Origin of the sequence: Streptococcus sp. 1055, from assembly GCF_013276815.1 — a bacterium.
Classification (GTDB): Bacteria; Bacillota; Bacilli; order Lactobacillales; family Streptococcaceae; genus Streptococcus; species Streptococcus pseudopneumoniae.
The window spans coordinates 33,192-56,465 of record NZ_VMLT01000005.1 but is presented as its reverse complement, the minus strand read 5'-3'; the positions used below and the strand labels follow the sequence as shown (position 1 = coordinate 56,465).

General features: G+C 40.2%; 22 protein-coding genes and 1 pseudogene. 22 read left to right on the top strand and 1 reads right to left on the bottom strand.

Features of this window, described 5'->3' with window-relative positions:
- The first annotated feature begins 109 nt into the window (after window positions 1–109).
- The 21 genes and pseudogenes from hprK (at window position 110) to HT699_RS00550 (ending at window position 20,679) form a co-directional block, all read left to right on the top strand.
- Window positions 110–1,045, top strand: coding sequence for an HPr(Ser) kinase/phosphatase (hprK, locus tag HT699_RS00650; protein WP_000115147.1), 936 nt, complete (start codon window positions 110–112; stop codon window positions 1,043–1,045).
- Window positions 1,038–1,826 (top strand): prolipoprotein diacylglyceryl transferase, encoded by a 789-nt coding sequence (gene lgt / locus HT699_RS00645; protein WP_000886657.1) that lies wholly within the window; start codon window positions 1,038–1,040, stop codon window positions 1,824–1,826. The genes hprK and lgt overlap by 8 nt, the downstream gene beginning before the upstream one ends.
- Window positions 1,827–2,253: pseudogene (locus tag HT699_RS00640) on the top strand (DUF948 domain-containing protein).
- On the top strand, window positions 2,226–2,621 hold the full coding sequence (locus tag HT699_RS00635; protein WP_000517395.1) for a YtxH domain-containing protein: 396 nt from the start codon (window positions 2,226–2,228) through the stop codon (window positions 2,619–2,621). The pseudogene HT699_RS00640 and the gene HT699_RS00635 overlap by 28 nt, the downstream one beginning before the upstream one ends.
- A 358-nt stretch (window positions 2,622–2,979) precedes the next feature.
- Window positions 2,980–7,077, top strand: a complete 4,098-nt coding sequence (locus tag HT699_RS00630) for a G5 domain-containing protein (protein ID WP_172934017.1) — start codon at window positions 2,980–2,982, stop codon at window positions 7,075–7,077.
- 175 nt (window positions 7,078–7,252) lie between these two features.
- Window positions 7,253–8,383: a radical SAM family heme chaperone HemW gene (gene hemW / locus HT699_RS00625; protein WP_138700331.1), complete on the top strand. Its 1,131-nt coding sequence runs from the start codon at window positions 7,253–7,255 to the stop codon at window positions 8,381–8,383.
- 4 nt (window positions 8,384–8,387) lie between these two features.
- Window positions 8,388–9,125, top strand: a complete 738-nt coding sequence (locus HT699_RS00620) for an acyl-[acyl-carrier-protein] thioesterase (RefSeq protein ID WP_172934016.1) — start codon at window positions 8,388–8,390, stop codon at window positions 9,123–9,125.
- Between the two features lie 10 nt (window positions 9,126–9,135).
- The gene (locus tag HT699_RS00615) at window positions 9,136–9,909 is read left to right on the top strand and encodes a TIGR01457 family HAD-type hydrolase (protein WP_000875448.1); all 774 of its coding nucleotides are present in this window, start codon (window positions 9,136–9,138) and stop codon (window positions 9,907–9,909) included.
- Complete coding sequence (locus HT699_RS00610; protein WP_166736100.1) at window positions 9,899–10,516, top strand: TIGR01906 family membrane protein; 618 nt, start codon at window positions 9,899–9,901, stop codon at window positions 10,514–10,516. The genes HT699_RS00615 and HT699_RS00610 overlap by 11 nt, the downstream gene beginning before the upstream one ends.
- Window positions 10,517–10,832: 316 nt before the next feature.
- Window positions 10,833–11,234, top strand: coding sequence for a Spx/MgsR family RNA polymerase-binding regulatory protein (locus HT699_RS00605; RefSeq protein WP_000631259.1), 402 nt, complete (start codon window positions 10,833–10,835; stop codon window positions 11,232–11,234).
- Complete coding sequence (locus HT699_RS00600) at window positions 11,234–11,512, top strand: UPF0223 family protein (protein ID WP_001041974.1); 279 nt, start codon at window positions 11,234–11,236, stop codon at window positions 11,510–11,512. Before HT699_RS00605 ends, HT699_RS00600 begins: the two co-directional genes overlap by 1 nt.
- Entirely contained in the window at window positions 11,502–12,275 is a 774-nt protein-coding gene (locus HT699_RS00595; RefSeq protein ID WP_172934015.1) for an inositol monophosphatase family protein, read from the top strand. Before HT699_RS00600 ends, HT699_RS00595 begins: the two co-directional genes overlap by 11 nt.
- Window positions 12,276–13,580: an RsmF rRNA methyltransferase first C-terminal domain-containing protein gene (locus tag HT699_RS00590; protein ID WP_172934014.1), complete on the top strand. Its 1,305-nt coding sequence runs from the start codon at window positions 12,276–12,278 to the stop codon at window positions 13,578–13,580.
- A 685-nt stretch (window positions 13,581–14,265) separates the two neighbouring features.
- Window positions 14,266–15,144: a phosphate ABC transporter substrate-binding protein PstS gene (pstS, locus tag HT699_RS00585; protein WP_000746338.1), complete on the top strand. Its 879-nt coding sequence runs from the start codon at window positions 14,266–14,268 to the stop codon at window positions 15,142–15,144.
- Window positions 15,144–16,061: a phosphate ABC transporter permease subunit PstC gene (gene pstC / locus HT699_RS00580; RefSeq protein WP_001070908.1), complete on the top strand. Its 918-nt coding sequence runs from the start codon at window positions 15,144–15,146 to the stop codon at window positions 16,059–16,061. Before pstS ends, pstC begins: the two co-directional genes overlap by 1 nt.
- Window positions 16,051–16,935: a phosphate ABC transporter permease PstA gene (pstA, locus tag HT699_RS00575; RefSeq protein ID WP_001201789.1), complete on the top strand. Its 885-nt coding sequence runs from the start codon at window positions 16,051–16,053 to the stop codon at window positions 16,933–16,935. The genes pstC and pstA overlap by 11 nt, the downstream gene beginning before the upstream one ends.
- A 10-nt stretch (window positions 16,936–16,945) precedes the next feature.
- The gene (gene pstB / locus HT699_RS00570) at window positions 16,946–17,749 is read left to right on the top strand and encodes a phosphate ABC transporter ATP-binding protein PstB (RefSeq protein ID WP_000109215.1); all 804 of its coding nucleotides are present in this window, start codon (window positions 16,946–16,948) and stop codon (window positions 17,747–17,749) included.
- Window positions 17,750–17,761: 12 nt separating this feature from the next.
- Entirely contained in the window at window positions 17,762–18,520 is a 759-nt protein-coding gene (gene pstB, locus HT699_RS00565; RefSeq protein ID WP_000128635.1) for a phosphate ABC transporter ATP-binding protein PstB, read from the top strand.
- A gap of 11 nt (window positions 18,521–18,531) precedes the next feature.
- Entirely contained in the window at window positions 18,532–19,185 is a 654-nt protein-coding gene (gene phoU / locus HT699_RS00560; RefSeq protein ID WP_000946465.1) for a phosphate signaling complex protein PhoU, read from the top strand.
- A gap of 91 nt (window positions 19,186–19,276) precedes the next feature.
- Window positions 19,277–19,744, top strand: a complete 468-nt coding sequence (locus tag HT699_RS00555) for an NUDIX domain-containing protein (RefSeq protein WP_001106783.1) — start codon at window positions 19,277–19,279, stop codon at window positions 19,742–19,744.
- A gap of 119 nt (window positions 19,745–19,863) precedes the next feature.
- Complete coding sequence (locus HT699_RS00550) at window positions 19,864–20,679, top strand: ABC transporter substrate-binding protein (protein WP_023936075.1); 816 nt, start codon at window positions 19,864–19,866, stop codon at window positions 20,677–20,679.
- A gap of 19 nt (window positions 20,680–20,698) precedes the next feature.
- On the opposite strand, the gene HT699_RS00545 is transcribed toward HT699_RS00550, so the two are convergent.
- The gene (locus HT699_RS00545) at window positions 20,699–21,970 is read right to left on the bottom strand and encodes a PLP-dependent aminotransferase family protein (protein ID WP_000744852.1); all 1,272 of its coding nucleotides are present in this window, start codon (window positions 21,968–21,970) and stop codon (window positions 20,699–20,701) included.
- Window positions 21,971–22,533: 563 nt separating this feature from the next.
- Between HT699_RS00545 and HT699_RS00540 the strand changes: the two genes are divergently transcribed.
- Complete coding sequence (locus HT699_RS00540; RefSeq protein ID WP_000342870.1) at window positions 22,534–22,908, top strand: hypothetical protein; 375 nt, start codon at window positions 22,534–22,536, stop codon at window positions 22,906–22,908.
- Window positions 22,909–23,274: the final 366 nt, after the last annotated feature.

Genomic DNA, 23,274 nt, shown 5'->3' with positions numbered 1-23,274 from the left:
AGTGATAAAGTCGGGAGTATAAATAAATACTCCAAAGCCTGCAAAAATCTGAAACTTCCTCCTACAATTTGATATAATAGAGAGAAGAACTCGATTGAAGGAGGAAATGATGTCGGTTTTAGTAAAAGAAGTGATTGAAAAGCTTAGACTAGACATTGTCTATGGCGAACCAGAATTGCTTGAAAAGGAAATCAATACAGCAGATATTACGCGACCTGGTCTTGAAATGACAGGTTATTTTGACTACTACACGCCAGAGCGGATTCAACTTTTGGGGATGAAGGAGTGGTCTTATCTGATCAGCATGCCTTCCAACAGCCGTTATGAAGTTTTGAAAAAAATGTTTCTACCTGAGACACCAGCGGTCATTGTTGCCCGTGGTTTGGTGGTTCCAGAGGAGATGTTAAAAGCAGCCAGAGAATGTAAGATTGCTATTTTAACCAGCCGTACAGCGACAAGTCGTTTATCTGGAGAGTTATCTAGCTATCTGGATTCTCGTTTGGCAGAACGTACCAGTGTTCATGGGGTTTTGATGGATATCTATGGGATGGGCGTCTTGATTCAGGGAGATAGTGGAATTGGTAAGAGTGAGACAGGTCTGGAACTTGTCAAACGTGGTCACCGCTTGGTAGCTGATGACCGGGTCGATATCTTTGCCAAGGATGAGATTACTCTTTGGGGTGAACCGGCTGAAATCTTGAGACACCTGATTGAAATTCGTGGGGTTGGGATTATCGATGTCATGAGCCTCTACGGTGCCAGTGCCGTCAAGGATTCTTCACAGGTTCAACTTGCTGTCTATTTGGAAAACTATGATACACATAAGACTTTTGATCGTCTTGGAAACAATGCAGAGGAAATAGAAATTTCTGGCGTAGCCATTCCTCGTATCCGCATTCCAGTTAAAACAGGTCGTAATATTTCTGTCGTGATTGAGGCAGCTGCCATGAATTATCGTGCCAAGGAAATGGGCTTTGATGCGACCCGTTTGTTCGAAGAACGACTGACAAGTCTCATCGCTCGAAATGAGGTGCCTAATGCTTGATCCAATTGCTATTCAACTAGGCCCTCTAGCCATTCGTTGGTATGCCTTGTGTATTGTTACAGGTTTGATTCTTGCGGTTTATTTGACCATGAAAGAAGCGCCTAGAAAGAAGATCATACCAGACGATATTTTAGATTTTATCTTGATAGCCTTTCCCTTGGCTATTTTAGGAGCTCGTCTCTACTATGTCATTTTCCGTTTTGATTATTATAGTCAGAATTTGGGAGAGATTTTTGCCATTTGGAATGGTGGTTTGGCCATTTACGGTGGTTTGATAACTGGGGCACTTGTACTCTATATCTTTGCTGATCGTAAACTCATTAACACTTGGGATTTTCTAGATATTGCGGCGCCTAGCGTCATGATTGCCCAAAGTTTGGGTCGCTGGGGCAATTTCTTTAACCAAGAAGCTTATGGTGCAGCAGTGGATAATTTGGATTATCTACCTGTCTTTATTCGTGACCAGATGTATATTGAGGGGAGCTACCGTCAGCCGACCTTTCTTTATGAGTCCCTATGGAATCTACTTGGATTTGCCTTGATTCTGATTTTTAGACGAAAATGGAAAAGTCTCAGACGAGGTCATATCACGGCCTTTTACTTGATTTGGTATGGTTTCGGTCGTATGGTCATCGAAGGCATGCGAACAGATAGTCTCATGTTCTTTGGCCTTCGAGTGTCTCAATGGCTATCAGTTGTCCTTATCGGACTGGGTATTTTTATCATTCTATATCAAAATCGAAAGAAGGCCCCTTACTATGTTACAGAGGAGGAAAACTAAATGTTAGAAGTTGCATATATTTTTGTTGCCCTTGCTTTGATTGTATTTTTAGTGTATCTAATCATTACTGTACAAAAGCTTGGCCGTGTTATCGATGAAACAGAGAAGACGATTAAAACCTTGACTTCAGATGTGGATGTGACCTTGCATCATACCAATGAATTGCTGTCTAAGATCAATGTCTTGGCAGATGATATTAATGTCAAGGTGGCAACGATTGATCCACTCTTTAGTGCTGTTGCAGATTTATCTCTATCTGTTTCAGACCTCAATGACCATGCGCGTGTCTTGAGCAAGAAAGCTTCATCAGCTGGTTCAAAAACACTCAAGACTGGGGCAAGTTTATCAGCTCTTCGTCTTGCAAGTAAATTTTTAAAAAAATAAAAAAGGAGAATCCTTATGGGTAAATTATCCTCAATCCTTTTAGGAACCGTTTCAGGTGCAGCTCTTGCCTTGTTTTTAACAAGCGACAAGGGCAAACAAGTTTGCAGTCAGGCTCAAGATTTTCTGGATGATTTGAGAGAAAATCCAGAGTATGCCAAGGAGCAGGTCTGTGAAAAACTGACAGAAGTCAAGGAGCAGGCTACAGATTTTGTTCTTAAAACCAAAGAACAGGTTGAGTCGGGTGAAATCACTGTGGACAGCGTCCTTGCTCAAGCCAAATCATGTGCTCGTCAAGCGACAGAAGTATCAAAATATCGATTCAATAATCTCAAAGAGCAATGGCAAGAAAAGGCCGAAATTCTTGATGAATCAGAAGAGATTGTGATTGATATCAAAGAAGAAAAAATCTAGATTTGATGAGACTGGGCAAAAACTCAATTCTAGGAGAAAATGAAGTAGATCTTCCCATAATCAAACGCATAGTATCAAGGTTTTTCAAGGCCTGATATTATGCGTTTTTTGATTTTCATTGAGTATTATGGTATAATGGCAGTGTTGAAAGTGAAATATTTACATTTTTTATATTTTACTGATATTTTATTAATATTAAGCAATTCATTTTTTTATGATTAGAAATCAATGTGGTAGTTTATAATCAAGCAGAGGAAAAGTTCTAAAATTTTAGTCAAGAAAGGGTTTAGTATTTTGTCAAGGGAAAATAGTAGAACTCTCTATTTTGTAAAAAATAGCTAGAAAGAAAGTTGGTAAAATGAAAGATATTTTTAATAAACATCAATGTTTTTCGATTCGAAAGTTTTCTGTTGGAGTGGCTTCTGTATTAATAGGCATTGCTTTGTTTACACCATCCCAGGGAGTACTTGCTTCTACGGAAAATTCTCCATCTTCTGTGGATAAAAGAGAAGAAGTTCAACCTATACTAGATAATCAAAATAATCCTTCTTCTGAGTTAGATACCAGAGATGTTCCAATAGGATCTACAAGGACTACAGAACCCGTCAGATCTGGGAATAAGGAAAATAATAGCTTGACCACAAGGGATTTCGTGGCGGGTGAAGACAGATCAAGCACTCCAGCGGTGAGAGCAGCATCAAATCCTTCCGAGGTTAAAAAGTATGAATTAACTGATGAGTATGCTAAGCAAATAAAAGCAGGAGTAATCGGTTCAGAAGGTAATAAGCTTGATAGTTTATTGTTAAACGGCTCTAAGTTAAGTCCAGAAGCCTATACAGATGATGATTACTTGAAGGATAAAGAAGAACTTTATATTTATGAAAAAGGTGGGAAAAAATATGTAGGTTATAATAGTCATCCCTTATTAGAAGATACTGATGGTGATGGTATTATTGACAGTAAAGAAAAGCCAGATGAAAAATTAAAATGGAATGTAAGTGAGCGCGATATGATTATGTTCATGGAATTATCCTACCGTGATGATAATTATATTGATAGAGTGCTGGATCATAAGAGACCCTTAACAGAGTCAGAGTTATATAAAAAGAATGGTGACAGTAAACCACGTTATGAGTATATGATGATGAATAAGGAATTGGGGCCTTATTGGGAAAGGAAGAAAAGTTACCATACCTCCAGTGGACTAGATGCTGTCTTGTATGAAACGAAGAGTGATTTCTTATATTTACCAAATGGAACTGCACAAGTATTAGCCTTTCGTGGAACAAGTGATGCGAAAGATATAGGAGCTGATATAACACTTGGATTAGGAAGCAATCCTCAACAAGGGATAGATGCAGAAAATATTATGCATGAACTAGCTAAAGATAAGAGTATTACTAATCTTTATTTGACAGGTCATTCTTTAGGAGGATATTTAGTACAACGGGCAATGGTTGAAGCTTATCAGTTGGCATATTCTGACAGCAGAGTCATGTCTCCTAAAGAACAGTTGGCTTATAGAAACGTTTATAATAATGTATTAAAAAAAGGCACAACCTTTAATGCTCCAAAAGTTGTGACCAATTTGCTTTCCAGTCGTGAATTTTGGCAAAAAGGTTTAGATAGCAAAAAAATAGCCAAGTCTGGTAAAATGACTCATTATATTGTTGATAATGATTTGGCGATAAGAAAAGGCGTCAGCAATGATAGTGATGTTGTTATAAATGTTGGACGAACCAGTGGAGGTCACAGTTCACGTTCTTATTTTGAAGCTGATATGATTAATAGACGATCAGAGTTTATATCTGGGAAACGAATTTCCTTAGATGGGACAGGTTATCAAGATAAAAACATTGCAACAGTTAAATCTGTAGAAAAAGTTGGAGAAACTGTTGTATATAGTAAACGCGGAGATGACATCATTAAGTCAATAACTGTGAGTATGAAAGATCTCGATACAGGACAGATTACTAACAATACAATTGATGAAGTGTTTAAGAAAGATGGAGCCAAATCTACAGTTGTCGTTACCCAACTTGAGCCAAGTGTACGTTATGAAAAAGATGCCACAAGAGCTAAAGGTGAAGCTAATGTAACAACAACTGGTACTTCAGGTACTAGTACAGTAACAACAACTTATAGTGTAGATCCTAACACTGGAGATCTGATTGAACATGTAGGACAACCAGTAGTTAAGCAACCGGCAATAGAAACAGTTGTCAAAGTCGCAGCCAAGGATGAAGTAGAATACATTAAAAAAGGAGACGACGTTGTTAAGAAGACAACAAGCTACACAGTAAACTCAAAAACTGGCAGCCTTACTTCGACTAAGAAGGAAGAAGTAGTCAATAAAGGTGGCGCGAAGGATATAGTTGAGTATAATTCAGTTGAACCCAAAACAGTTTATTTAAAAGATGAAAACAGTCCAAAAGGTACTGATACCGTTCAATTTCTAGGGAGATCAGGAAAATCTAAAGTCATCACAACCTATAGCGTAAATCCAGTAAATGGAGCCCTAACTCCATCAAAAGGGGGATCAGAAGTCGTAACTCTACCAATAGCTAGAGTTGTAAAAGTAGGAGCTAAGGATAAAGTAGACGTAGAAACAATCCCATCTCCAGTAAAATACGAAAAAGATGCTAGTCGAGAAAAAGGCCAAGCCAATATTACTGTTCCAGGAAAAGACGGAAGTAAGACAACTACCACGACTTACACAGTAAATCCAGACAATGGGGAAGTTACTCCAAATGAAGGAAATCCAGTAATAGTAAATCCAACAGAAACAATCGTTAAAGTCGCGGCTAAGGATCAAGTAGTAGAAACGCCAATTGAGCCCACAGTGGTTTATGAAAGAGATGACACTCGTGACTTTGGTACACCAGACAAGCCTAGAAAAGGAGCAAAAGGAAAATCTGTAACGACTACAAGGTATGACGTTAATCCAAATAATGGATCAGTCACAGAACAGGTTGGTAAGCCAGTGGTCACCCCAGCTGGTAAAACAATAGTTAAGGTTGGAGCTAAAACTAAGGTTGAGAGTAGCAAGGATGACCAAGGTCGTGAAGTTATCAACACTACAACTTATGAAGTTGATCCAAAAACAGGTAAGGTAACTTCTACAACAGTAATTACTTACGGGACAAGGAAAGAACTAACGATTGAGAAGATGGTAGTACCATCTCCAGTAGTTTACGAAAAAGATGATACGAAAGAAAAAGGTACAGTCCCAACTACTGTTAAAGGTGAAGATGGTGAAGACACTATCACAACAACTTACACTGTGGACACTAATACTGGAAAGATTACAGCAAGTGAAGGTAAACCAGTTCGTACGAAAGAACCAACGAATACAGTCGTCAAAGTCGCAGCGAAGGACAAAGTAGAAAAAACAGAAATCTCATCACCTAAGAAATATGTGAAAGATGATACACGCGACAAAAATCAACCAAATGCGGAAGAAGCAGGCCAAGCAGGTTCAAGTACTATCACAACAACATATAGTGTTGATTCTACTACAGGCGCTATTACAGAAACAGTAGGAAAACCAGTAGTAGTAAATCCAACAGCAACAATAGTCAAAGTCGCAGCCAAGGACAAAATAGTAGAAACACCAATTGAACCTGAAGTTGAATATGTTAGAGATGGTGAACGAGAAGTTGACACACCTAATGAACGTATTGAAGGAGCTAAAGGTAAAACAGTTACTACAACCACTTACGATGTAGATTCAAAGGACGGTCATATCACAGAACACGTTGGCACCCCAGTCGTCACCCCAGCAGGTAAGACAATCGTTAAAGTAGGAGCTAAAACTAAGGTTGAACAATCTAAAGATTCTGAAGGTCGTGATGTGATTGAGACCACTACCTATGAAGTTAATCCAAAAACAGGTAAGATAACTCCAACAACCGTGCTAACTTATGGGAAAACGAAAGAACCAACGAATACAGTCGTCAAAGTCGCAGCCAAGGACAAAGTAGTAGAAACCCCGATTGAACCTGAAGTTGAATATGTTAGAGATGGTGAACGAGAAGTTGACACACCTAATGAACGTATTGAAGGAGCTAAAGGTAAAACAGTTACTACAACCACTTATGATGTAGACTCAAAGGACGGTCATATCACAGAACACATTGCTAATAATATAACAACACCAGCTAAGGTAACACCAGGTAAAGTCACTCCAGCAACTCCAGTCACACCTGCTACTAATGGAGGTTCTGATCAAGATACACCTGCACCAACAACTCCAATTCCAGATGCAGTTACTCCGAATGAAAATCATGAAGATACTACAGATGCTAGTGATAGTGATAGTGGAGCTAAGTCAAATGATTCTCAAAATGTATTGCCAAATACAGGAACAGAATCAAATGCGACTCTTGCATCTCTAGGACTTCTTGGTCTGCTAGGCGGTCTCGGACTTGCTCTTGGAAAGAAAAAAGAAGACTAAAAATTTAGTCAAATGAACATTCATTCTTTTGTATTGTAAAGACAAACTAGATTGGTTCTGGGAATCGTGTTCGTCATAAAATAAAAAGAATGTTTAGATAAAGAAAGCGAACAATGCTAGGATTTTGTTAAAGGGAATTCTAAGTATTGTTCGCTTTTGTGGTATAATAAGTACTATGCAGAAAAAACCAACGTCAGCCTATGTGCACATCCCATTTTGTACCCAGATTTGTTATTATTGTGATTTTTCAAAAGTTTTTATAAAGAATCAGCCAGTTGATAGCTATTTGGAGCATCTGTTAGAAGAGTTTCGTTCTTATGATATTCAAAAGTTGCGGACCATCTACATCGGTGGTGGAACACCGACAGCCCTGTCGGCTCCGCAACTGGAGGTGTTACTGAATGGCTTGACTAAAAACTTGGACTTGTCTGTCTTGGAAGAGTTGACTATTGAAGCCAATCCAGGCGATTTGGATGCGGATAAGATAGCTGTTTTGAAAAATTCGGCTGTCAATCGTGTTTCGCTAGGTGTCCAGACCTTTGATGATAAGATGTTGAAAAAGATTGGGCGCAGTCATTTGGAGAAGGATATTTATGAAAATATCGACCGTCTGAAACTGGCTGGTTTTGACAATATCTCTATTGATTTGATTTATGCACTGCCTGGTCAGACCATGGAGCAGGTCCAGGAAAATGTGGCTAAGGCCATTGGACTGGATATTCCCCACATGAGTTTGTATAGCTTGATTTTAGAAAACCACACGGTCTTTATGAACCGCATGCGGCGAGGAAAATTGCCTCTGCCTAAGGAGGAGCTGGAAGCTGAGATGTTTGAGTACATCATCACTGAGCTTGAGCGAGCAGGCTTTGAGCATTATGAGATTTCTAATTTCTCCAAACCTGGTTTTGAAAGTCGCCACAATCTTATGTACTGGGACAATGCTGAATACTATGGCATCGGTGCTGGAGCATCTGGTTATGTCAATGGTATTCGATATAAAAATCATGGTCCCATTCGCCATTATCTTAATGCGGTTGAGGAAGGCAATGCTCGTATCACAGAGGAGTACCTGAGTCAAAAAGAGCAAATGGAAGAAGAAATGTTCCTGGGACTCCGCAAGAAATCAGGAGTCTCCATGGCGCGATTTGAGGAAAAATTTGGACGGTCTTTTGATGGACTTTATGGAGAAATTGTCAGAGGCTTGGTTCAACAGGGTCTCATGCAAATAGAGGGTGACCGAGTTCGCATGACAAAAAGAGGTCTCTTCTTAGGAGACACCGTAGCAGAACGATTTATTTTGGAGTAGGATGATGGGCTTAACTTATCAAATGAAAATGAAAATTCCTTTTGATATGGCTGACATGAACGGTCATATCAAACTTCCAGATGTGATTTTGCTGTCTCTGCAAGTTTCAGGGATGCAGTCGATTGAGCTGGGAGTTAGTGATAAGGCTATTTTAGAAGAGCATAATCTGGTCTGGATTATCACAGACTATGATATTGAGGTGGTTCGTTTGCCTCGTTTTGCGGAAGAAATTACCATCGAAACGGAAGCCCTGAGCTACAATCGGCTCTTTTGCTACCGTCGCTTTACCATTTATGATGAAGCAGGTCAGGAACTCATCCACATGATGGCGACCTTTGTTCTCATGGACCGAGACAGTCGAAAAATCCATGCTGTCGAACCTGAGATTGTGGCTCCTTACCAGTCTGAATTTAATAAAAAGCTTATCCGCGGGCCAAAGTATGAGTTCTTGGAAAATCCAATTAGCAAGGATTACCATGTCCGTTTTTACGACTTGGATATGAATGGTCATGTCAATAACAGTAAATACTTGGATTGGATTTTTGAGGTCATGGGAGCGGACTTTTTGACCCACTATATTCCCAAGAAAATCAATCTCAAGTATGTCAAGGAAGTTCGACCAGGTGGGTTTATTACATCGGCTGTTGAAAGGACTGGACTGGAAAGCAAGCATGAGATTACAAGCGACGGGGCTACCAATGCCCAAGCTATCATCACATGGCAAGAAATAAAAAAGGCTTAGGGAGAAATAGATGAAATATAAAGGCTATTTAATTGATTTAGACGGAACCATTTATAAGGGGAAAGACCGAATCCCAGCAGGAGAGGCTTTTGTCCATGAATTGCAAAAGCGAGACATCCCCTATCTCTTTGTGACCAACAATACAACCCGTACTCCTGAGAGTGTTCAAGAAATGTTGGCTCAGAATTTTAATATCGATACGCCTCTATCGACTGTCTACACAGCGACTTTGGCAACTATCGACTATATGAATGACTTGGGACTGGAAAAGACTGTCTATGTTATCGGAGAATCAGGGCTCAAGGAAGCCATCAAGGCGGCTGGCTATGTGGAAGACAAGGAAAATCCTGCCTATGTGGTAGTAGGTCTGGACTGGCAAGTCGACTATGAAAAATTTGCCACAGCAACTCTAGCTATCCAAAAGGGAGCTCATTTTATCGGAACCAATCCTGACCTCAATATCCCGACAGAGCGTGGTCTTTTGCCTGGTGCTGGTTCACTGATTACCCTGCTTGAAGTAGCAACACGAGTGAAGCCTGTTTATATCGGAAAACCCAATGCCATCATTATGGACAAGGCGGTTGAGCACTTAGGCTTAGAACGTGAAGAGTTGATTATGGTTGGAGATAACTATTTAACTGATATTCGAGCAGGGATTGACAATGGCATTCCAACGCTCCTAGTAACGACTGGTTTTACTAAGGAAGAAGAAGTAGCAGACCTGCCAATTGCACCGACACATGTGGTTTCTAGCCTTGCGGAGTGGGATTTTGATGAAAACTAAACTGACCTTTTGGGCCTCTATGCTCTTTCTCCTCTCCCTCTCAATCCTTATGACCATTTATCAGGCTTGGATTTTTTATCCGCTGGAAATTCAGTGGCTAAACTTAACGAATCGAGTCTATCTAAAACCAGAAATCATTCAATACAATTTTCATATTTTGATGAATTATCTGACCAATCCATTTAGTCAGGTCCTAGAGATGCCAGATTTTCGTTCGTCAGCAGCTGGTCTGCACCACTTTGCAGTGGTCAAGAATCTCTTTCATTTGGTTCAGCTAGTAGCTCTAGTGACACTGCCAAGTTTCTATGTCTTTGTCAATAGGATTGTGAAAAAGGGCTTTTTGTCTTTATTCAGTAAGAGACTCTTGACTCTAGTAGTCTTGCCTGTGCTGATTGGACTTGGGGGAGTTTTGATTGGTTTTGACCAATTCTTTACCCTTTTCCATCAAATTCTCTTTGTGGGAGATGATACCTGGCTTTTTGACCCAGCCAAGGATCCAGTGATTCTGATTTTGCCAGAGACCTTCTTCCTTCATGCCTTCCTCCTCTTTTTTGCCCTCTATGAGAGCTTCTTTGGCTATCTGTATCTGAAAAGTCGTAGGAAGTGAACCGAAAGCTGTTTTTAATTTGTATATATAAAAATACATATCGTTTGAAACTATCGTTAATACTCAATGAAAATCAAAGAGCAAACTAGGAAACTAGCTGCAGGCTGTACTTGAGTACGGCAAGGCGACGTTGACGCGGTTTGAATTTGATTTTCGAAGAGTATAAGAGTGAATTAACTAATTCTGAATAGTATCAATCGTTCGCAAACAGTCTATTTTTCTTGAAAAATAGGCTTTTTTTTCTAAAAATCCCTAGTCAAGCGCTTTATTTTTTTGTATAATAGAAGTAGCAAAGTATAGATAAGAAGAGAAAAGCATGATTACACTATTTCTATCACCGAGCTGTACATCATGTCGTAAGGCGAAGGCCTGGTTAGAGAAACATAAGGTACCTTTTGTGGAACACAATATCATGACCAGCCCTTTAACAAGAAAGGAATTGCAACACATTCTTTCCTTGACCGAAAATGGTACTGATGACATCATTTCAACTCGTTCAAAAATTTTTCAAAAATTGAATATTGATGTAGAGAGTATTTCGGTATCGGAATTGCTTCATTTGATTGAGCAGTATCCTAGTCTTTTGCGTCGCCCAATTATTATTGATGCCAAACGCATGCAGATCGGTTTTAATGAAGATGAGATTCGTGCTTTTCTCCCTCGTAGTTACCGTAAGCAAGAACTAAAAGAAGCAAGAATGAGAGCTGGTATTAGTTAATGAACAAACAGTATAGTTACCCACTAGATTTGTCGTGGAGCACTGAAGAACTTGCTTCAGTGCTTTCTTTTTTTAATGATGTTGAAGCTGCCTATGAAGGCAAGGTTGAGGCTAAAAAGTTACTGGACTCCTATAAGGGATTCAAAGCGGTCGTGCCAAGCAAGAGTGAGGAGAAACGTTTGGGACGAGAATTTGAAACAGTTAGTGGCTATTCGCTTTACCGAGCAGTTCAGGCTGCCAAGGAAAAAGGGGAAGGAAAGATTTCTCTTGGAAAGTAAATTTGAATTTGCTAAAGAGCTTGTCAAGAAGGCGGGCCAGTACATACTTGACCACATGCAGGAAGATTTGTGTGTTGAGACCAAGGCCTCTCCAACAGACTTGGTGACCAGACTGGACAAGGAAGTTCAGGAACTCTTGGTTGGTGAGATTTTATCCCGTTATCCTGAGGATAAGATTTGTGCTGAAGAAGGGTGTCTGCGAGCTTCAGTTCAAGAGGGCAAGGTTTGGGTCATTGATCCCATTGATGGGACCAATAATTTTGTAGCCCAGCAGGAAGATTTTGCTGTTATGATGGCTTATTTTGAAAATGGTCAGGGACAGTTTGGCCTAATTTATGATGTGGTCAAAGGGGATTGTTACCACGGTGGTGGGGTCTTTCCAGTTTGTCGAAATAATAAGCCCCTAGCTCCCTTTAAACCAAAACCACTTGGAGATTTTCTCATTGCAGGAAATAGTGGTATGCTAGAAACCAATGAATGGGGACTAGCTGATTTGAGTCGAGCCGTCCTCGGTGTTCGTGTCTATGGGAGTGCGGCCATTAGTTTTGCCAAGATTTTGTCAGGGCATTTGTTGACCTATCTCACCTATCTGCAACCATGGGATTATGCCGCAGCTAGTATTTTAGGGGAAAGTCTGGGCTATCGGGTTGTGACCCTTTTTGGTGAAGCTCCTGATTTTCAAACCAGACAGCCGGTCATGATGGTGCCTCTTGAGATGCAGGAGGAAATTCAGTCCTATATTTACGAAAGGAAAAGAACTTAAATGAAATTTCCAGAAGGATTTGTTGAAAAATATAAAGAAATACTAGAAGATGAGGCAAGAGATTTTCTTGCCTCTTTTGAGGAGGAAGCGGTTTCGGCCTTTCGGGTCAATCCCTTAAAAGAAGAGCAACTTTCCTTTTCTGATGCCATTACTCAAACCCCTTGGGGCCACTATGGGAAGGTTTCAGGGAAATCGCCTGAGCATGCTACAGGTTTAGTTTATTCGCAAGAACCTGCTGCTCAAATGGTGGCTCAAGTAGCCCAACCCAGTCCTGGTATGAAGGTCTTGGACTTGGCTGCTGCACCGGGGGGCAAATCAACTCAACTGGCAGCCTATCTAGCAGGGGAGGGGCTACTTGTTTCCAATGAAATTTCAAGCAAACGGGCTAAGATTTTAGTAGAAAATATGGAGCGATTTGGAGCGACAAATGTCGTGGTGACCAATGAATCTGCTGATCGTTTGGCCAAGGTCTTTAAAGGCTATTTTGACCTTATTGTCCTTGATGCCCCTTGCTCAGGGGAAGGGATGTTCCGTAAGCAACCAGATGCTATGGACTATTGGAGCTTAGAGTATCCGAGTCAATGTGCAAGTTTGCAAAGAGAAATTCTAGCGGATGCAGTGACCATGTTAGCTGAAGGTGGTCGTCTGGTTTATTCGACCTGTACCTGGGCACCCGAGGAGAACGAAGAGATTGTCAAGTGGTTGCTGGAAGAGTATGATTTTGATTTGTTGCCAGTAGAGCATATCAATGGAATGGTAGCTGGTATTGACCTGCCAGAAACGGCTCGGATGTACCCTCATCAGTTTAAGGGAGAGGGTCAGTTTGTAGCCCATCTACAGTTTAAGGGTAACAATCCAACTCCTAAATGTAAGGCAAGTAAGAGCAATCTTGGTCGAGAACAAGTTGCCTTGTGGCAAGAATTTGCCCAAAACCATTTGAAGGTCAATCTACCGGGAATCTTGCAGACTTTTGGGGACCAACTCTATCTCTTACCAGAACTTTTGCCAGATTTAGGGAAGCTCAAGATTGCTCGCAATGGACTGCATCTGGGCACTTTTAAGAAGAAACGCTTTGAGCCCAGTTTCGCTCTTGGTCTAGCCTTGAAACCGAGTCAGGTCGAACAGTCGGTTGAAATTGGCCAAGAAGCGTTTGTCAAGTATGTGGCTGGAGAAACTGTTCAGCTGGCCGAAAGTCTGCCAAATGGTTGGTACCAAGTTTTGGTTAAAGGCAATGGCTTGGGCTTTGCAAAGGTTACTGGAAATGTTTTGAAAAATTATTTTCCAAAAGGCCTCAGATTCAAGTGAAAATGCTAGTCAAATATCTTATTCTATGTTATAGTGAAAGTATGGATTTTTTTAGTAGGATGATTCTTGATATCTTGATTGCCATCACATGTAGTTTTACTACTCAATGAAAATCAAAGAGCAAACTAGGAAGCTAGCCAAAGATAGCTCAAAATACTGTTTTGAGGTTGCAAATAGGACTGACGGAGTCAGTTACAAAGCATTGCTTTAAAGTTGTAGATAGGACTGACCAAATAGGTACATACCTATAACAAGGCAAGGCTGACCTGGTTTGAAGAGATTTTCAAAGAGTACAAGAAGTTTAGTTATTAGCGTTCTTACCGCTTGTAAACTAGATTTCCCATAAAATAGAATCTTTTCCTTTTAGTTGTAAACTAGTCTGGGAGAGTAGAGAGGTTTGAGATACCTTTCTAGCTTTTGGATTATCATCTAAGGAGAGTAACCTTTTCCTTGCATTAAAAAGGGGAAAAAGAGACACGAAATGACTATAATGGGTGACAATGGGGGAAGGGATAGACAAGAGATTTTATCCACATATGAAAAAAGGAGGTTAGAAAAGAGTAATATAGCCTATATTATATAAATAATCAATTGCGCAGAAATTTGGTAAGAATTCATGCGTCAACTCATAAAGAACTACTTAAAAAATTCACAGTATTCATAATTATTTTCGAGGAGAAAAACAGTGAAAAAAAGAAAAAAGCTTGCTCTGTCTCTTATCGCTTTTTGGCTGACGGCTTGTTTAGTAGGCTGTGCTAGCTGGATTGATCGTGGAGAATCCATAACGGCTGTTGGCTCAACTGCCTTGCAACCCTTGGTTGAAGTAGCGGCAGATGAATTTGGCACGATCCATGTTGGAAAAACGGTCAATGTCCAAGGGGGAGGTTCTGGTACAGGCTTGTCCCAGGTTCAGTCTGGGGCAGTTGATATAGGAAACTCAGATGTATTTGCTGAGGAAAAAGACGGAATTGATGCTTCTGCTCTTGTTGACCACAAGGTCGCGGTAGCTGGCTTGGCTCTGATTGTCAATAAGGAGGTTGATGTTGATAACCTAACGACAGAGCAACTTCGTCAAATCTTCATAGGTGAGGTAACCAATTGGAAAGAGGTTGGTGGTAAGGACTTACCCATCTCTGTTATCAATCGGGCAGCCGGCTCTGGCTCTCGTGCTACCTTTGATACTGTCATTATGGAAGGTCAGTCTGCCATGCAAAGTCAGGAGCAGGATTCAAATGGAGCGGTAAAATCAATCGTATCAAAAAGTCCAGGAGCTATCTCTTATTTATCTCTTACCTATATAGATGATTCAGTCAAAAGCATGAAGTTGAATGGCTATGACTTAAGTCCAGAAAATATAAGTAGCAATAATTGGCCCTTGTGGTCTTATGAGCATATGTATACATTGGGGCAGCCCAATGAGTTGGCTGCAGAATTTCTCAATTTTGTTCTCTCGGATGAGACCCAAGAAGGGATTGTCAAAGGATTGAAGTATATTCCGATTAAGGAAATGAAGGTTGAAAAAGATGCTGCCGGAACTGTGACAGTGTTGGAAGGGAGACAATAATGAATCAAGAAGAATTAGCTAAGAAAATGTTGCTTCCATCAAAGAATTCTCGTCTGGAGAAATTAGGAAAAGGTTTGACCTTTGCCTGTCTTTCTTTGATAGTCATCCTTGTGGCCATGATTTTGGTTTTCGTAGCGCAAAAAGGCTTGTCGACCTTCTTTGTCAATGGTGTGAATATCTTTGACTTTCTTTTGGGAGGAACTTGGAATCCTTCTAGTAAAGAATTTGGTGCCCTTCCTATGATTTTGGGTTCCTTTATCGTTACCATTCTCTCAGCCCTTATCGCAACACCCTTTGCTATTGGTGCAGCAGTTTTTATGACCGAAGTATCACCAAAAGGGGCGAAGATTTTGCAACCAGCTATTGAACTCCTGGTTGGGATTCCTTCAGTAGTGTACGGATTTATTGGCTTGCAAGTCGTCGTTCCCTTTGTTCGCAGTGTCTTTGGTGGGACTGGTTTTGGGATTTTGTCAGGGATTTCCGTCCTCTTTGTCATGATTTTGCCGACCGTAACCTTTATGACAACGGATAGCTTGCGTGCGGTTCCTCGTTATTATCGTGAAGCCAGTTTCGCTATGGGAGCCACTCGCTGGCAGACTATCTGGCGTGTGATCTTGAAGGCGGCCCGTTCTGGTATTTTCACTGCAGTGGTCTTTGGGATGGCGCGTGCCTTTGGTGAGGCTTTAGCTATCCAGATGGTTGTCGGAAACTCAGCTGTTATTCCAACTTCCTTGACCACACCAGCTGCAACTTTAACTTCTATATTAACTATGGGAATTGGGAACACTGTCATGGGAACTGTAAATAATAATGTTCTCTGGTCACTGGCCTTGGTACTGCTCTTGATGAGTTTAGTTTTTAACAGTGTGATTAAATTGATTACGAAAGAAAGAGGAAAGAAAAATTATGCGCGCTAAGAAATTAGATAAACTTGCAACAGCTGTCCTCTATACGATTGCTAGCATCATTGTGACAATCTTGGCTTCCTTGATTCTCTATATCTTGGTTCGGGGCTTGCCCCATATCTCTTGGTCTTTCTTGACTGGAAGGTCTTCTGCTTTTCAAGCAGGTGGTGGGATTGGCATTCAGCTTTACAATTCCTTTTTCCTATTGGTCATTACCTTGATTATTTCTGTACCTCTTTCTATGGGAGCTGGGATTTACTTGGCTGAATATGCTAAAAAAGGTCCTGTTACCAACTTTGTGCGGACTTGTATTGAAATTTTGTCCTCTTTACCATCAGTGGTGGTGGGTCTCTTTGGTTACTTGATCTTTGTAGTCCAGTTTGAGTATGGATTTTCAATCATTTCAGGTGCCTTGGCCTTGACAGTCTTTAACTTGCCTCAGATGACGCGTAATGTAGAGGATAGTTTGAAACACGTTCACCATACCCAACGTGAGGCTGGTCTGGCTCTTGGGATTTCTCGCTGGGAGACAGTGGTTCATGTTGTTATTCCAGAAGCGCTTCCAGGTATTGTAACGGGTGTCGTCTTGGCATCTGGTCGTATCTTTGGCGAAGCTGCAGCTCTGATCTATACAGCAGGGCAATCGGCGCCAGCTCTTGACTGGTCTAACTGGAATATCCTCAGTGTGACTAGCCCCATCTCTATCTTCCGTCAAGCAGAAACCTTGGCTGTCCATATCTGGAAAGTCAATAGTGAAGGCACTATTCCAGATGGAACAATTGTATCAGCAGGTTCTGCCGCTGTGCTCCTGATCTTTATCCTGATTTTTAACTTTGGAGCTCGTAAGTTCGGAAGCTATCTACACAAGAAATTAACCGCTGCCTAAAGGAGAAGCTATGTCAACATATAACTGGGATGAGAAGCATATCCTTACCTTTCCTGAAGAAAAAGTAGCCCTTTCTACTAAGGATGTCCATGTTTACTATGGTAAAAATGAATCCATTAAGGGGATTGATATGCAATTTGAAAGAAATAAAATTACAGCTTTGATTGGTCCGTCGGGATCGGGGAAATCTACCTACTTACGCAGTCTCAATCGCATGAATGATACTATTGATATTGCTAAAGTAACTGGGCAGATTCTCTATCGTGGAATTGATGTCAACCGTCCAGAAATCAACGTTTATGAAATGCGTAAACACATTGGAATGGTTTTTCAACGCCCTAATCCATTTGCTAAGTCAATTTACCGTAATATTACCTTTGCGCATGAACGTGCTGGAGTTAAGGATAAGCAAGTCCTAGATGAAATCGTAGAAACCTCCCTTCGTCAGGCTGCCCTCTGGGATCAGGTTAAAGACGATCTCCACAAGTCAGCCTTGACCTTATCAGGTGGTCAGCAACAACGTCTCTGTATTGCTCGTGCCATCTCTGTTAAGCCAGATATCCTCTTAATGGATGAGCCAGCCTCAGCCTTGGATCCGATTGCGACCATGCAACTAGAAGAGACCATGTTTGAGCTCAAGAAAGACTTTACCATCATCATTGTAACGCATAATATGCAGCAGGCTGCTCGTGCAAGTGACTATACAGGCTTCTTTTACTTGGGTGATTTGATTGAGTATGACAAAACTGCAACTATTTTCCAAAATGCCAAGCTACAGTCCACCAATGACTATGTATCTGGTCACTTTGGTTAGAAAGGAAACCGTATGACAGATGCGATTTTACAGGTATCAGACCTGTCCGTTTATTATAATAAAAAGAAGGCTTTGAATAGTGTTTCCCTATCTTTCCAACCTAAGGAAATTACAGCCTTGATTGGTCCATCTGGATCAGGGAAGTCAACCCTCCTCAAGTCTCTCAACCGCATGGGAGATCTCAATCCAGAGGTGACCACAACTGGATCCGTGGTGTACAATGGTCACAACATCTACAGTCCGCGTACAGATACGGTTGAATTACGTAAGGAAATCGGAATGGTTTTCCAACAACCTAATCCTTTCCCTATGACTATCTATGAGAATGTTGTCTACGGGCTTCGTATCAATGGAATTAAGGATAAGCTGGTTCTGGATGAAGCCGTAGAAAAAGCCTTGCAAGGTGCCTCTATCTGGGATGAGGTCAAGGATCGTCTACATGATTCAGCTATTGGATTGTCAGGTGGTCAACAGCAGCGTGTCTGCGTGGCCCGTGTCTTGGCAACTAGTCCTAAAATCATCCTCTTGGATGAGCCAACTTCGGCTTTGGATCCGATTTCAGCTGGTAAAATTGAGGAAACCTTGTATGGTCTAAAAGACAAGTACACCATGCTTCTGGTAACCCGTTCCATGCAACAAGCTTCACGTATCTCTGATAAGACAGGATTTTTCCTAGATGGAGATTTGATTGAATTTAATGATACCAAGCAGATGTTCCTTGATCCCCAACACAAGGAAACGGAAGACTATATTACAGGAAAATTTGGATAAGGAGATGAAAGATGTTACGATCTCAATTTGAAGAAGATTTAGAGAAATTACATAACCAGTTCTACGCTATGGGACAAGAAGTGCTCTCACAAATCAATCGTACGGTGCGTGCCTTTGTCACGCATGACCGTGACCTGGCAAAAGAGGTCATCGAAGATGACGCAGAAGTAAATGAATACGAAGTGAAACTGGAAAAGAAATCATTTGAAATGATTGCACTCCAACAACCAGTCTCTCAAGATTTGCGTACAGTCTTGACTGTCCTTAAGGCTGTATCAGATGTGGAGCGTATGGGGGATCACGCTGTAGCCATTGCCCAGGCAACCATCCGTATGAAGGGGGAAGAACGCATCCCAGCTGTAGAGGAAGAAATTCAAAAAATGGGACGTGAAGTTAAAAGCGTTGTTGAAGCAGCACTTGATCTTTATCTTAATGGTTCTGTTGACGACGCATACCGGGTAGCCTCCATGGATGAGCAAATTAACCACTATTTTGAAACTATCCGTGACCTTGCGACTGAAGAGATTAAGAAAAATCCAGAAGCCATTGTTACGGGTCGTGATTATTTCCAAGTTATTTCCTACTTGGAGCGTATCGGTGACTATGCTAAAAATATCTGTGAATGGGTTGTTTACTTTGAAACAGGTAAGATTGTCGAATTATAAAGTATTCAAAGGATAAAATTATTGTGAAAGCTTACTTTTTAATACAGTAAGCTTTCATTGTATAGATAGTTTACTTTGTCAGAGGTGAATAATGAACTACATACAGAATATCAGAAAAAAAGTTGGAAAAGATAAAATTATTTTAAATTTTACCTGTGGAATATTAAGTCAATCAGGAAAAATTTTATTACAAAAACGAGCAGATAAAGGAACGTGGGGATTACCAGGTGGTGCTCTTGAATTAGGAGAATCGGCTTTAGAAGCTTTAGTGCGAGAGTTTTATGAAGAAACAGGAGTCGAAGTGAGGGTGGAAAAACTCTTAAATGTTTATACAAAATATTCAGACAGTTATCCGAATGGTGATGAGGCTCAAGTTCTTACAATCTTGTATTTAGTTTCATCTGAAACTTCTATCTCTACAAATTTTTTTACAAGTGATGAAACTTTAGAATTAGGATTTTTTGATCATAGTGACATACAAAATATTGCAATTGTAAACCAGCAGCATCAAGATATGATAAATGATTTTTTTGAAAATAAGTTCCCAATAGATAGATAAACTAACCACTGTATTTCTATTTTTTAGTAAATATATTTTATGAAAATGCAAGAAAACACTTGACAAGTAACTTAGATATCGTTATAATTATACAAAATTAACAGAGGGGTTGTTTATTTATGAAATCAAAAAAATGGATATTTGTTTTATGTAGTTTTCTTGCAAGTTTCTTCTTAGTAGCTTGCCAGTCAGGTTCGAATGGTTCTCAGTCAGCTGTTGAGGCCATTAAGCAAAAGGGGAAATTGGTTGTGGCGACAAGTCCTGACTATGCACCTTTTGAATTTCAGTCTTTAGTTGACGGGAAAAATCAGGTAGTCGGTGCGGACATTGATATGGCTCAAGTTATCGCTGATGAACTTGGGGTGAAGTTGGAAATTTCAAGCATGAGTTTTGACAATGTCTTGACCAGTCTTCAAACTGGGAAGGCTGACCTAGCAGTTGCGGGAATTAGCGCTACTGACGAGAGAAAAGAAGTCTTTGATTTTTCAATCCCTTACTATGAAAACAAGATTAGTTTCTTGGTTCGTAAGGCTGATGTAGAAAAATACAAGGATTTAACTAGCCTTGAAAGTGCTAATATTGCGGCTCAAAAAGGGACTGTTCCAGAATCAATGGTCAAGGAACAATTGCCAAAAGCTCAATTAACTTCCCTAACTAATATGGGTGAAGCAGTCAATGAATTGCAGGTTGGAAAAGTAGATGCTGTTCATATGGATGAGCCTGTTGCACTTAGTTATGCTGCTAAAAACGCTGACTTAGCTGTCGCAATTGTCAGCTTGAAGATGAAGGACGGCGACGCCAATGCCGTTGCTCTTAGAAAAAATAGTGATGATTTGAGAGAAGTTGTAGACAAGGTCATCCAAAAACTCAAGGATGAAGGAACTTACCAAAGCTATCTTGAAAAAGCAGCAAGTCTAACTGAAGTTGAAGAATAAGAAAAAGCAGAGTTGGATGTCATTCCAATTCTGCTTTTAAATAGTTTAAAACCTTTTCCAGATTGTCTAGGGACACCTTGGCAAATTGATAAGGACAGGTGCTTAAATAGGCCTCTTCAAAGAAGTCCAAGCCTAGTTGACTGTGTTTGAGATTGGCGATTTTAGGATACTGTCTCAGGTCTAGCAATAAACCATCGTGAAGAGGAAAATGAGGAAGAGGACAGGGGCTGTAAGCTAGTCTTTCCTTGATTTGTTTTTGGTAAGTTTCTTGATTATTCAAGCGAGTCAGACGATTTTTCTCAAACAATTGACTATCAATATAGAGTGACAGGGCCTTTTGCATAATGAGGTTGCTGTCGTAGTCTAAGATATTTTTGTAGGCAACAAATGCTTCTTTGATAGCATTTGGAAGAATGAGTGCTGTAATACGAAGGGCTGGAAAGAGGCTGGTCGAGAAGGACTTGATATAAATGACACGCTCCTCTGTATCAAGATAGTGGAAGGTTTGGCCCTTCTTGGAGTCCAAATCACCCAGATAATCGTCCTCTACGATATAGACATCATACTTGGCTGCTAAGTCAAGAATAGCTCGTTTGTCCTGCTCAGAATAGGAATGGCCTAGAGGATAGTGAAATCGAGGAATGGTATAGAAAAACTTAATTTTTCCTGTTTTGAAGTGGCCTTCCAGTTCCTTCAAGTCAATCCCATCAATGCCTCGTTCAATCGTTTGATAGTCCAGACCCTGAGCAATCAAGAGGCGGTTCATTCGATGGTAGGTCGGTTGTTCCACCAAGATTTCCTTGGCTTGGCTAGGGAAGGAAATTTGAGAAAGGATAAACAAGGCTTGTTGGGTTCCAGAAGTCAGTACCAGTTGGTCAGCCTTGCAGTAGAGGGCTTGGTCAAAGAGGAGTTGGTGAATGGATTGTCTTAAGTCTTCTAAACCTTCTTGATTTTCATAGTAGTTGAAGAGGTAGTTTTCCCGGCCAATCAAAGTTTCATTGACACAGAGTCGGAAATCGTCATAGGCGCTGGCGTGTTCATCCGTAACCTCGATTTCGAGGTCTTGGTGTTGCCCTTGTTCTAGGACATAGTAGCCACTCTGGGGCTTGGCATAGAGGTATTGTTCGTGCCGTAATTCCAGCAGGGCGCGCTGAACGGTGTCCTTGCTACAGTGAAAGTCAAGGCTTAGTTGACGGATAGAAGGCAGGCGACTTCCCGTCGGAAAGCGTCCAGACTCGATACCATTTTTCAGATAGGAAACGACCTCTTGGTACTTGCTTTGTTTCTTCATTCCAGACCTCCCTTGATTTTGTTACATTGTACCCTTTTTTTTCCTTCTTGGCAATGTCTAGGGTGTTTCTCTCGTTCACATCTAAGAGCAAATGTGGTATATTCCCATCTTTAATACTTTTTTGAAATCAAAGAGCAACCAAATGCAGATGTGACAGTTTTTCGGAACTTTTTTCTCTTTAAAACAAAATATGTATTTTTATCTGGGGTTGGTTTGTTTTAAAAAGTTTTCATGCTAATTTCCCCGTATTACTTGCACATATTTTTAGGAAAAAGCTTGAAACCGTTTTCTAGTTGTGGTATAATAGAATTGAAAAATAAAAGTATACGAATGACTTGTTAGAAAGGAGTTTTAAATCAGAAAATCAAGTTATTTTATCAGTAATATATATTTGTGACTTGAAGGAGTGTTTTTTATGAAATTTTAAAAAAACTGTAACTTCAGCTCTTGTTGTATTATCACTATTTTCTATTATGTCTCCTTCTATAGTTTCTGTTAGAGTATTTGCTGATGATGTAACTACTACGGAAGTTTCTGAAATTAGTACCCAAGAACAAAAATAAATGGATGATGTAGCTAATGTTCTTGATCAAATGTTTAGAAATGGAGTTAATGAAAAAAATTTTACTGAATATGTTTATAAAAACTTTTCTCAAAAAGATATTGCTCTTGCGGAAAATAAATTAGAAACTAATATTAATAATCTCTATGACAGAGTCCCTTGGGATGAGATGGGAGGATGTATAGCGAGAAAAATACGAGAAGAATTTTTTGCTATGACCAATGTTTCGCTAATTGTTAAGTATGCGCAGAAAAAGGCTTGGTTAGAATTAGCTAAAGTGGTACTAAGATTTGTTAAAGCTAATGGACTTAAAACAAATATTTATATCATTGCTGGTCAGTTGGCTATTTGGGCAGTTCAGTGTGGTCTGGAATAATGCGTGATAAAAACTTTTTAATAAAAGATGGGATTATTAGCTTTTTGATTGGATTTGTATATGCATATTTAGTGTTACAAAAATTTATCCTTTGGAAAATCCTTTTGTTTGCATTTATTTTTGCAATTATTAATACAATATTTATGTTTGCTAGGAACAAAAAATAAATAATGATTTAGTTAAATAAAAAAAAGGCCCCTAGGGAAGTGTGTTCCTTAGGGGTTGTTGTGCCAGTTCAAGTTTTGTTTCTGTCAAAATCTCAGGCTACCCGTCGGAAAGCGTCCAGACTCGATGCATTTTTCAGATAAGCTACGACCTCTTGGTACTTGCTTTGTTTCTTCATTCCAGACCTCCCCTGATTTTGTT

Excerpts from the sequence above, each read along its gene's own strand:
- hprK (WP_000115147.1), top strand. The coding sequence starts at position 110 with ATGTCGGTTTTAGTAAAAGAAGTGATTGAAAAGCTTAGACTAGACATT.
- lgt (WP_000886657.1), top strand. The coding sequence starts at position 1,038 with ATGCTTGATCCAATTGCTATTCAACTAGGCCCTCTAGCCATTCGTTGG.
- HT699_RS00635 (WP_000517395.1), top strand. The coding sequence starts at position 2,226 with ATGGGTAAATTATCCTCAATCCTTTTAGGAACCGTTTCAGGTGCAGCT.
- HT699_RS00630 (WP_172934017.1), top strand. The coding sequence starts at position 2,980 with ATGAAAGATATTTTTAATAAACATCAATGTTTTTCGATTCGAAAGTTT.
- hemW (WP_138700331.1), top strand. The coding sequence starts at position 7,253 with ATGCAGAAAAAACCAACGTCAGCCTATGTGCACATCCCATTTTGTACC.
- HT699_RS00620 (WP_172934016.1), top strand. The coding sequence starts at position 8,388 with ATGGGCTTAACTTATCAAATGAAAATGAAAATTCCTTTTGATATGGCT.
- HT699_RS00615 (WP_000875448.1), top strand. The coding sequence starts at position 9,136 with ATGAAATATAAAGGCTATTTAATTGATTTAGACGGAACCATTTATAAG.
- HT699_RS00610 (WP_166736100.1), top strand. The coding sequence starts at position 9,899 with ATGAAAACTAAACTGACCTTTTGGGCCTCTATGCTCTTTCTCCTCTCC.
- HT699_RS00605 (WP_000631259.1), top strand. The coding sequence starts at position 10,833 with ATGATTACACTATTTCTATCACCGAGCTGTACATCATGTCGTAAGGCG.
- HT699_RS00600 (WP_001041974.1), top strand. The coding sequence starts at position 11,234 with ATGAACAAACAGTATAGTTACCCACTAGATTTGTCGTGGAGCACTGAA.
- HT699_RS00590 (WP_172934014.1), top strand. The coding sequence starts at position 12,276 with ATGAAATTTCCAGAAGGATTTGTTGAAAAATATAAAGAAATACTAGAA.
- pstC (WP_001070908.1), top strand. The coding sequence starts at position 15,144 with ATGAATCAAGAAGAATTAGCTAAGAAAATGTTGCTTCCATCAAAGAAT.
- pstA (WP_001201789.1), top strand. The coding sequence starts at position 16,051 with ATGCGCGCTAAGAAATTAGATAAACTTGCAACAGCTGTCCTCTATACG.
- pstB (WP_000109215.1), top strand. The coding sequence starts at position 16,946 with ATGTCAACATATAACTGGGATGAGAAGCATATCCTTACCTTTCCTGAA.
- pstB (WP_000128635.1), top strand. The coding sequence starts at position 17,762 with ATGACAGATGCGATTTTACAGGTATCAGACCTGTCCGTTTATTATAAT.
- phoU (WP_000946465.1), top strand. The coding sequence starts at position 18,532 with ATGTTACGATCTCAATTTGAAGAAGATTTAGAGAAATTACATAACCAG.
- HT699_RS00555 (WP_001106783.1), top strand. The coding sequence starts at position 19,277 with ATGAACTACATACAGAATATCAGAAAAAAAGTTGGAAAAGATAAAATT.
- HT699_RS00550 (WP_023936075.1), top strand. The coding sequence starts at position 19,864 with ATGAAATCAAAAAAATGGATATTTGTTTTATGTAGTTTTCTTGCAAGT.
- HT699_RS00545 (WP_000744852.1), bottom strand. The coding sequence starts at position 21,970 with ATGAAGAAACAAAGCAAGTACCAAGAGGTCGTTTCCTATCTGAAAAAT.
- HT699_RS00540 (WP_000342870.1), top strand. The coding sequence starts at position 22,534 with ATGGATGATGTAGCTAATGTTCTTGATCAAATGTTTAGAAATGGAGTT.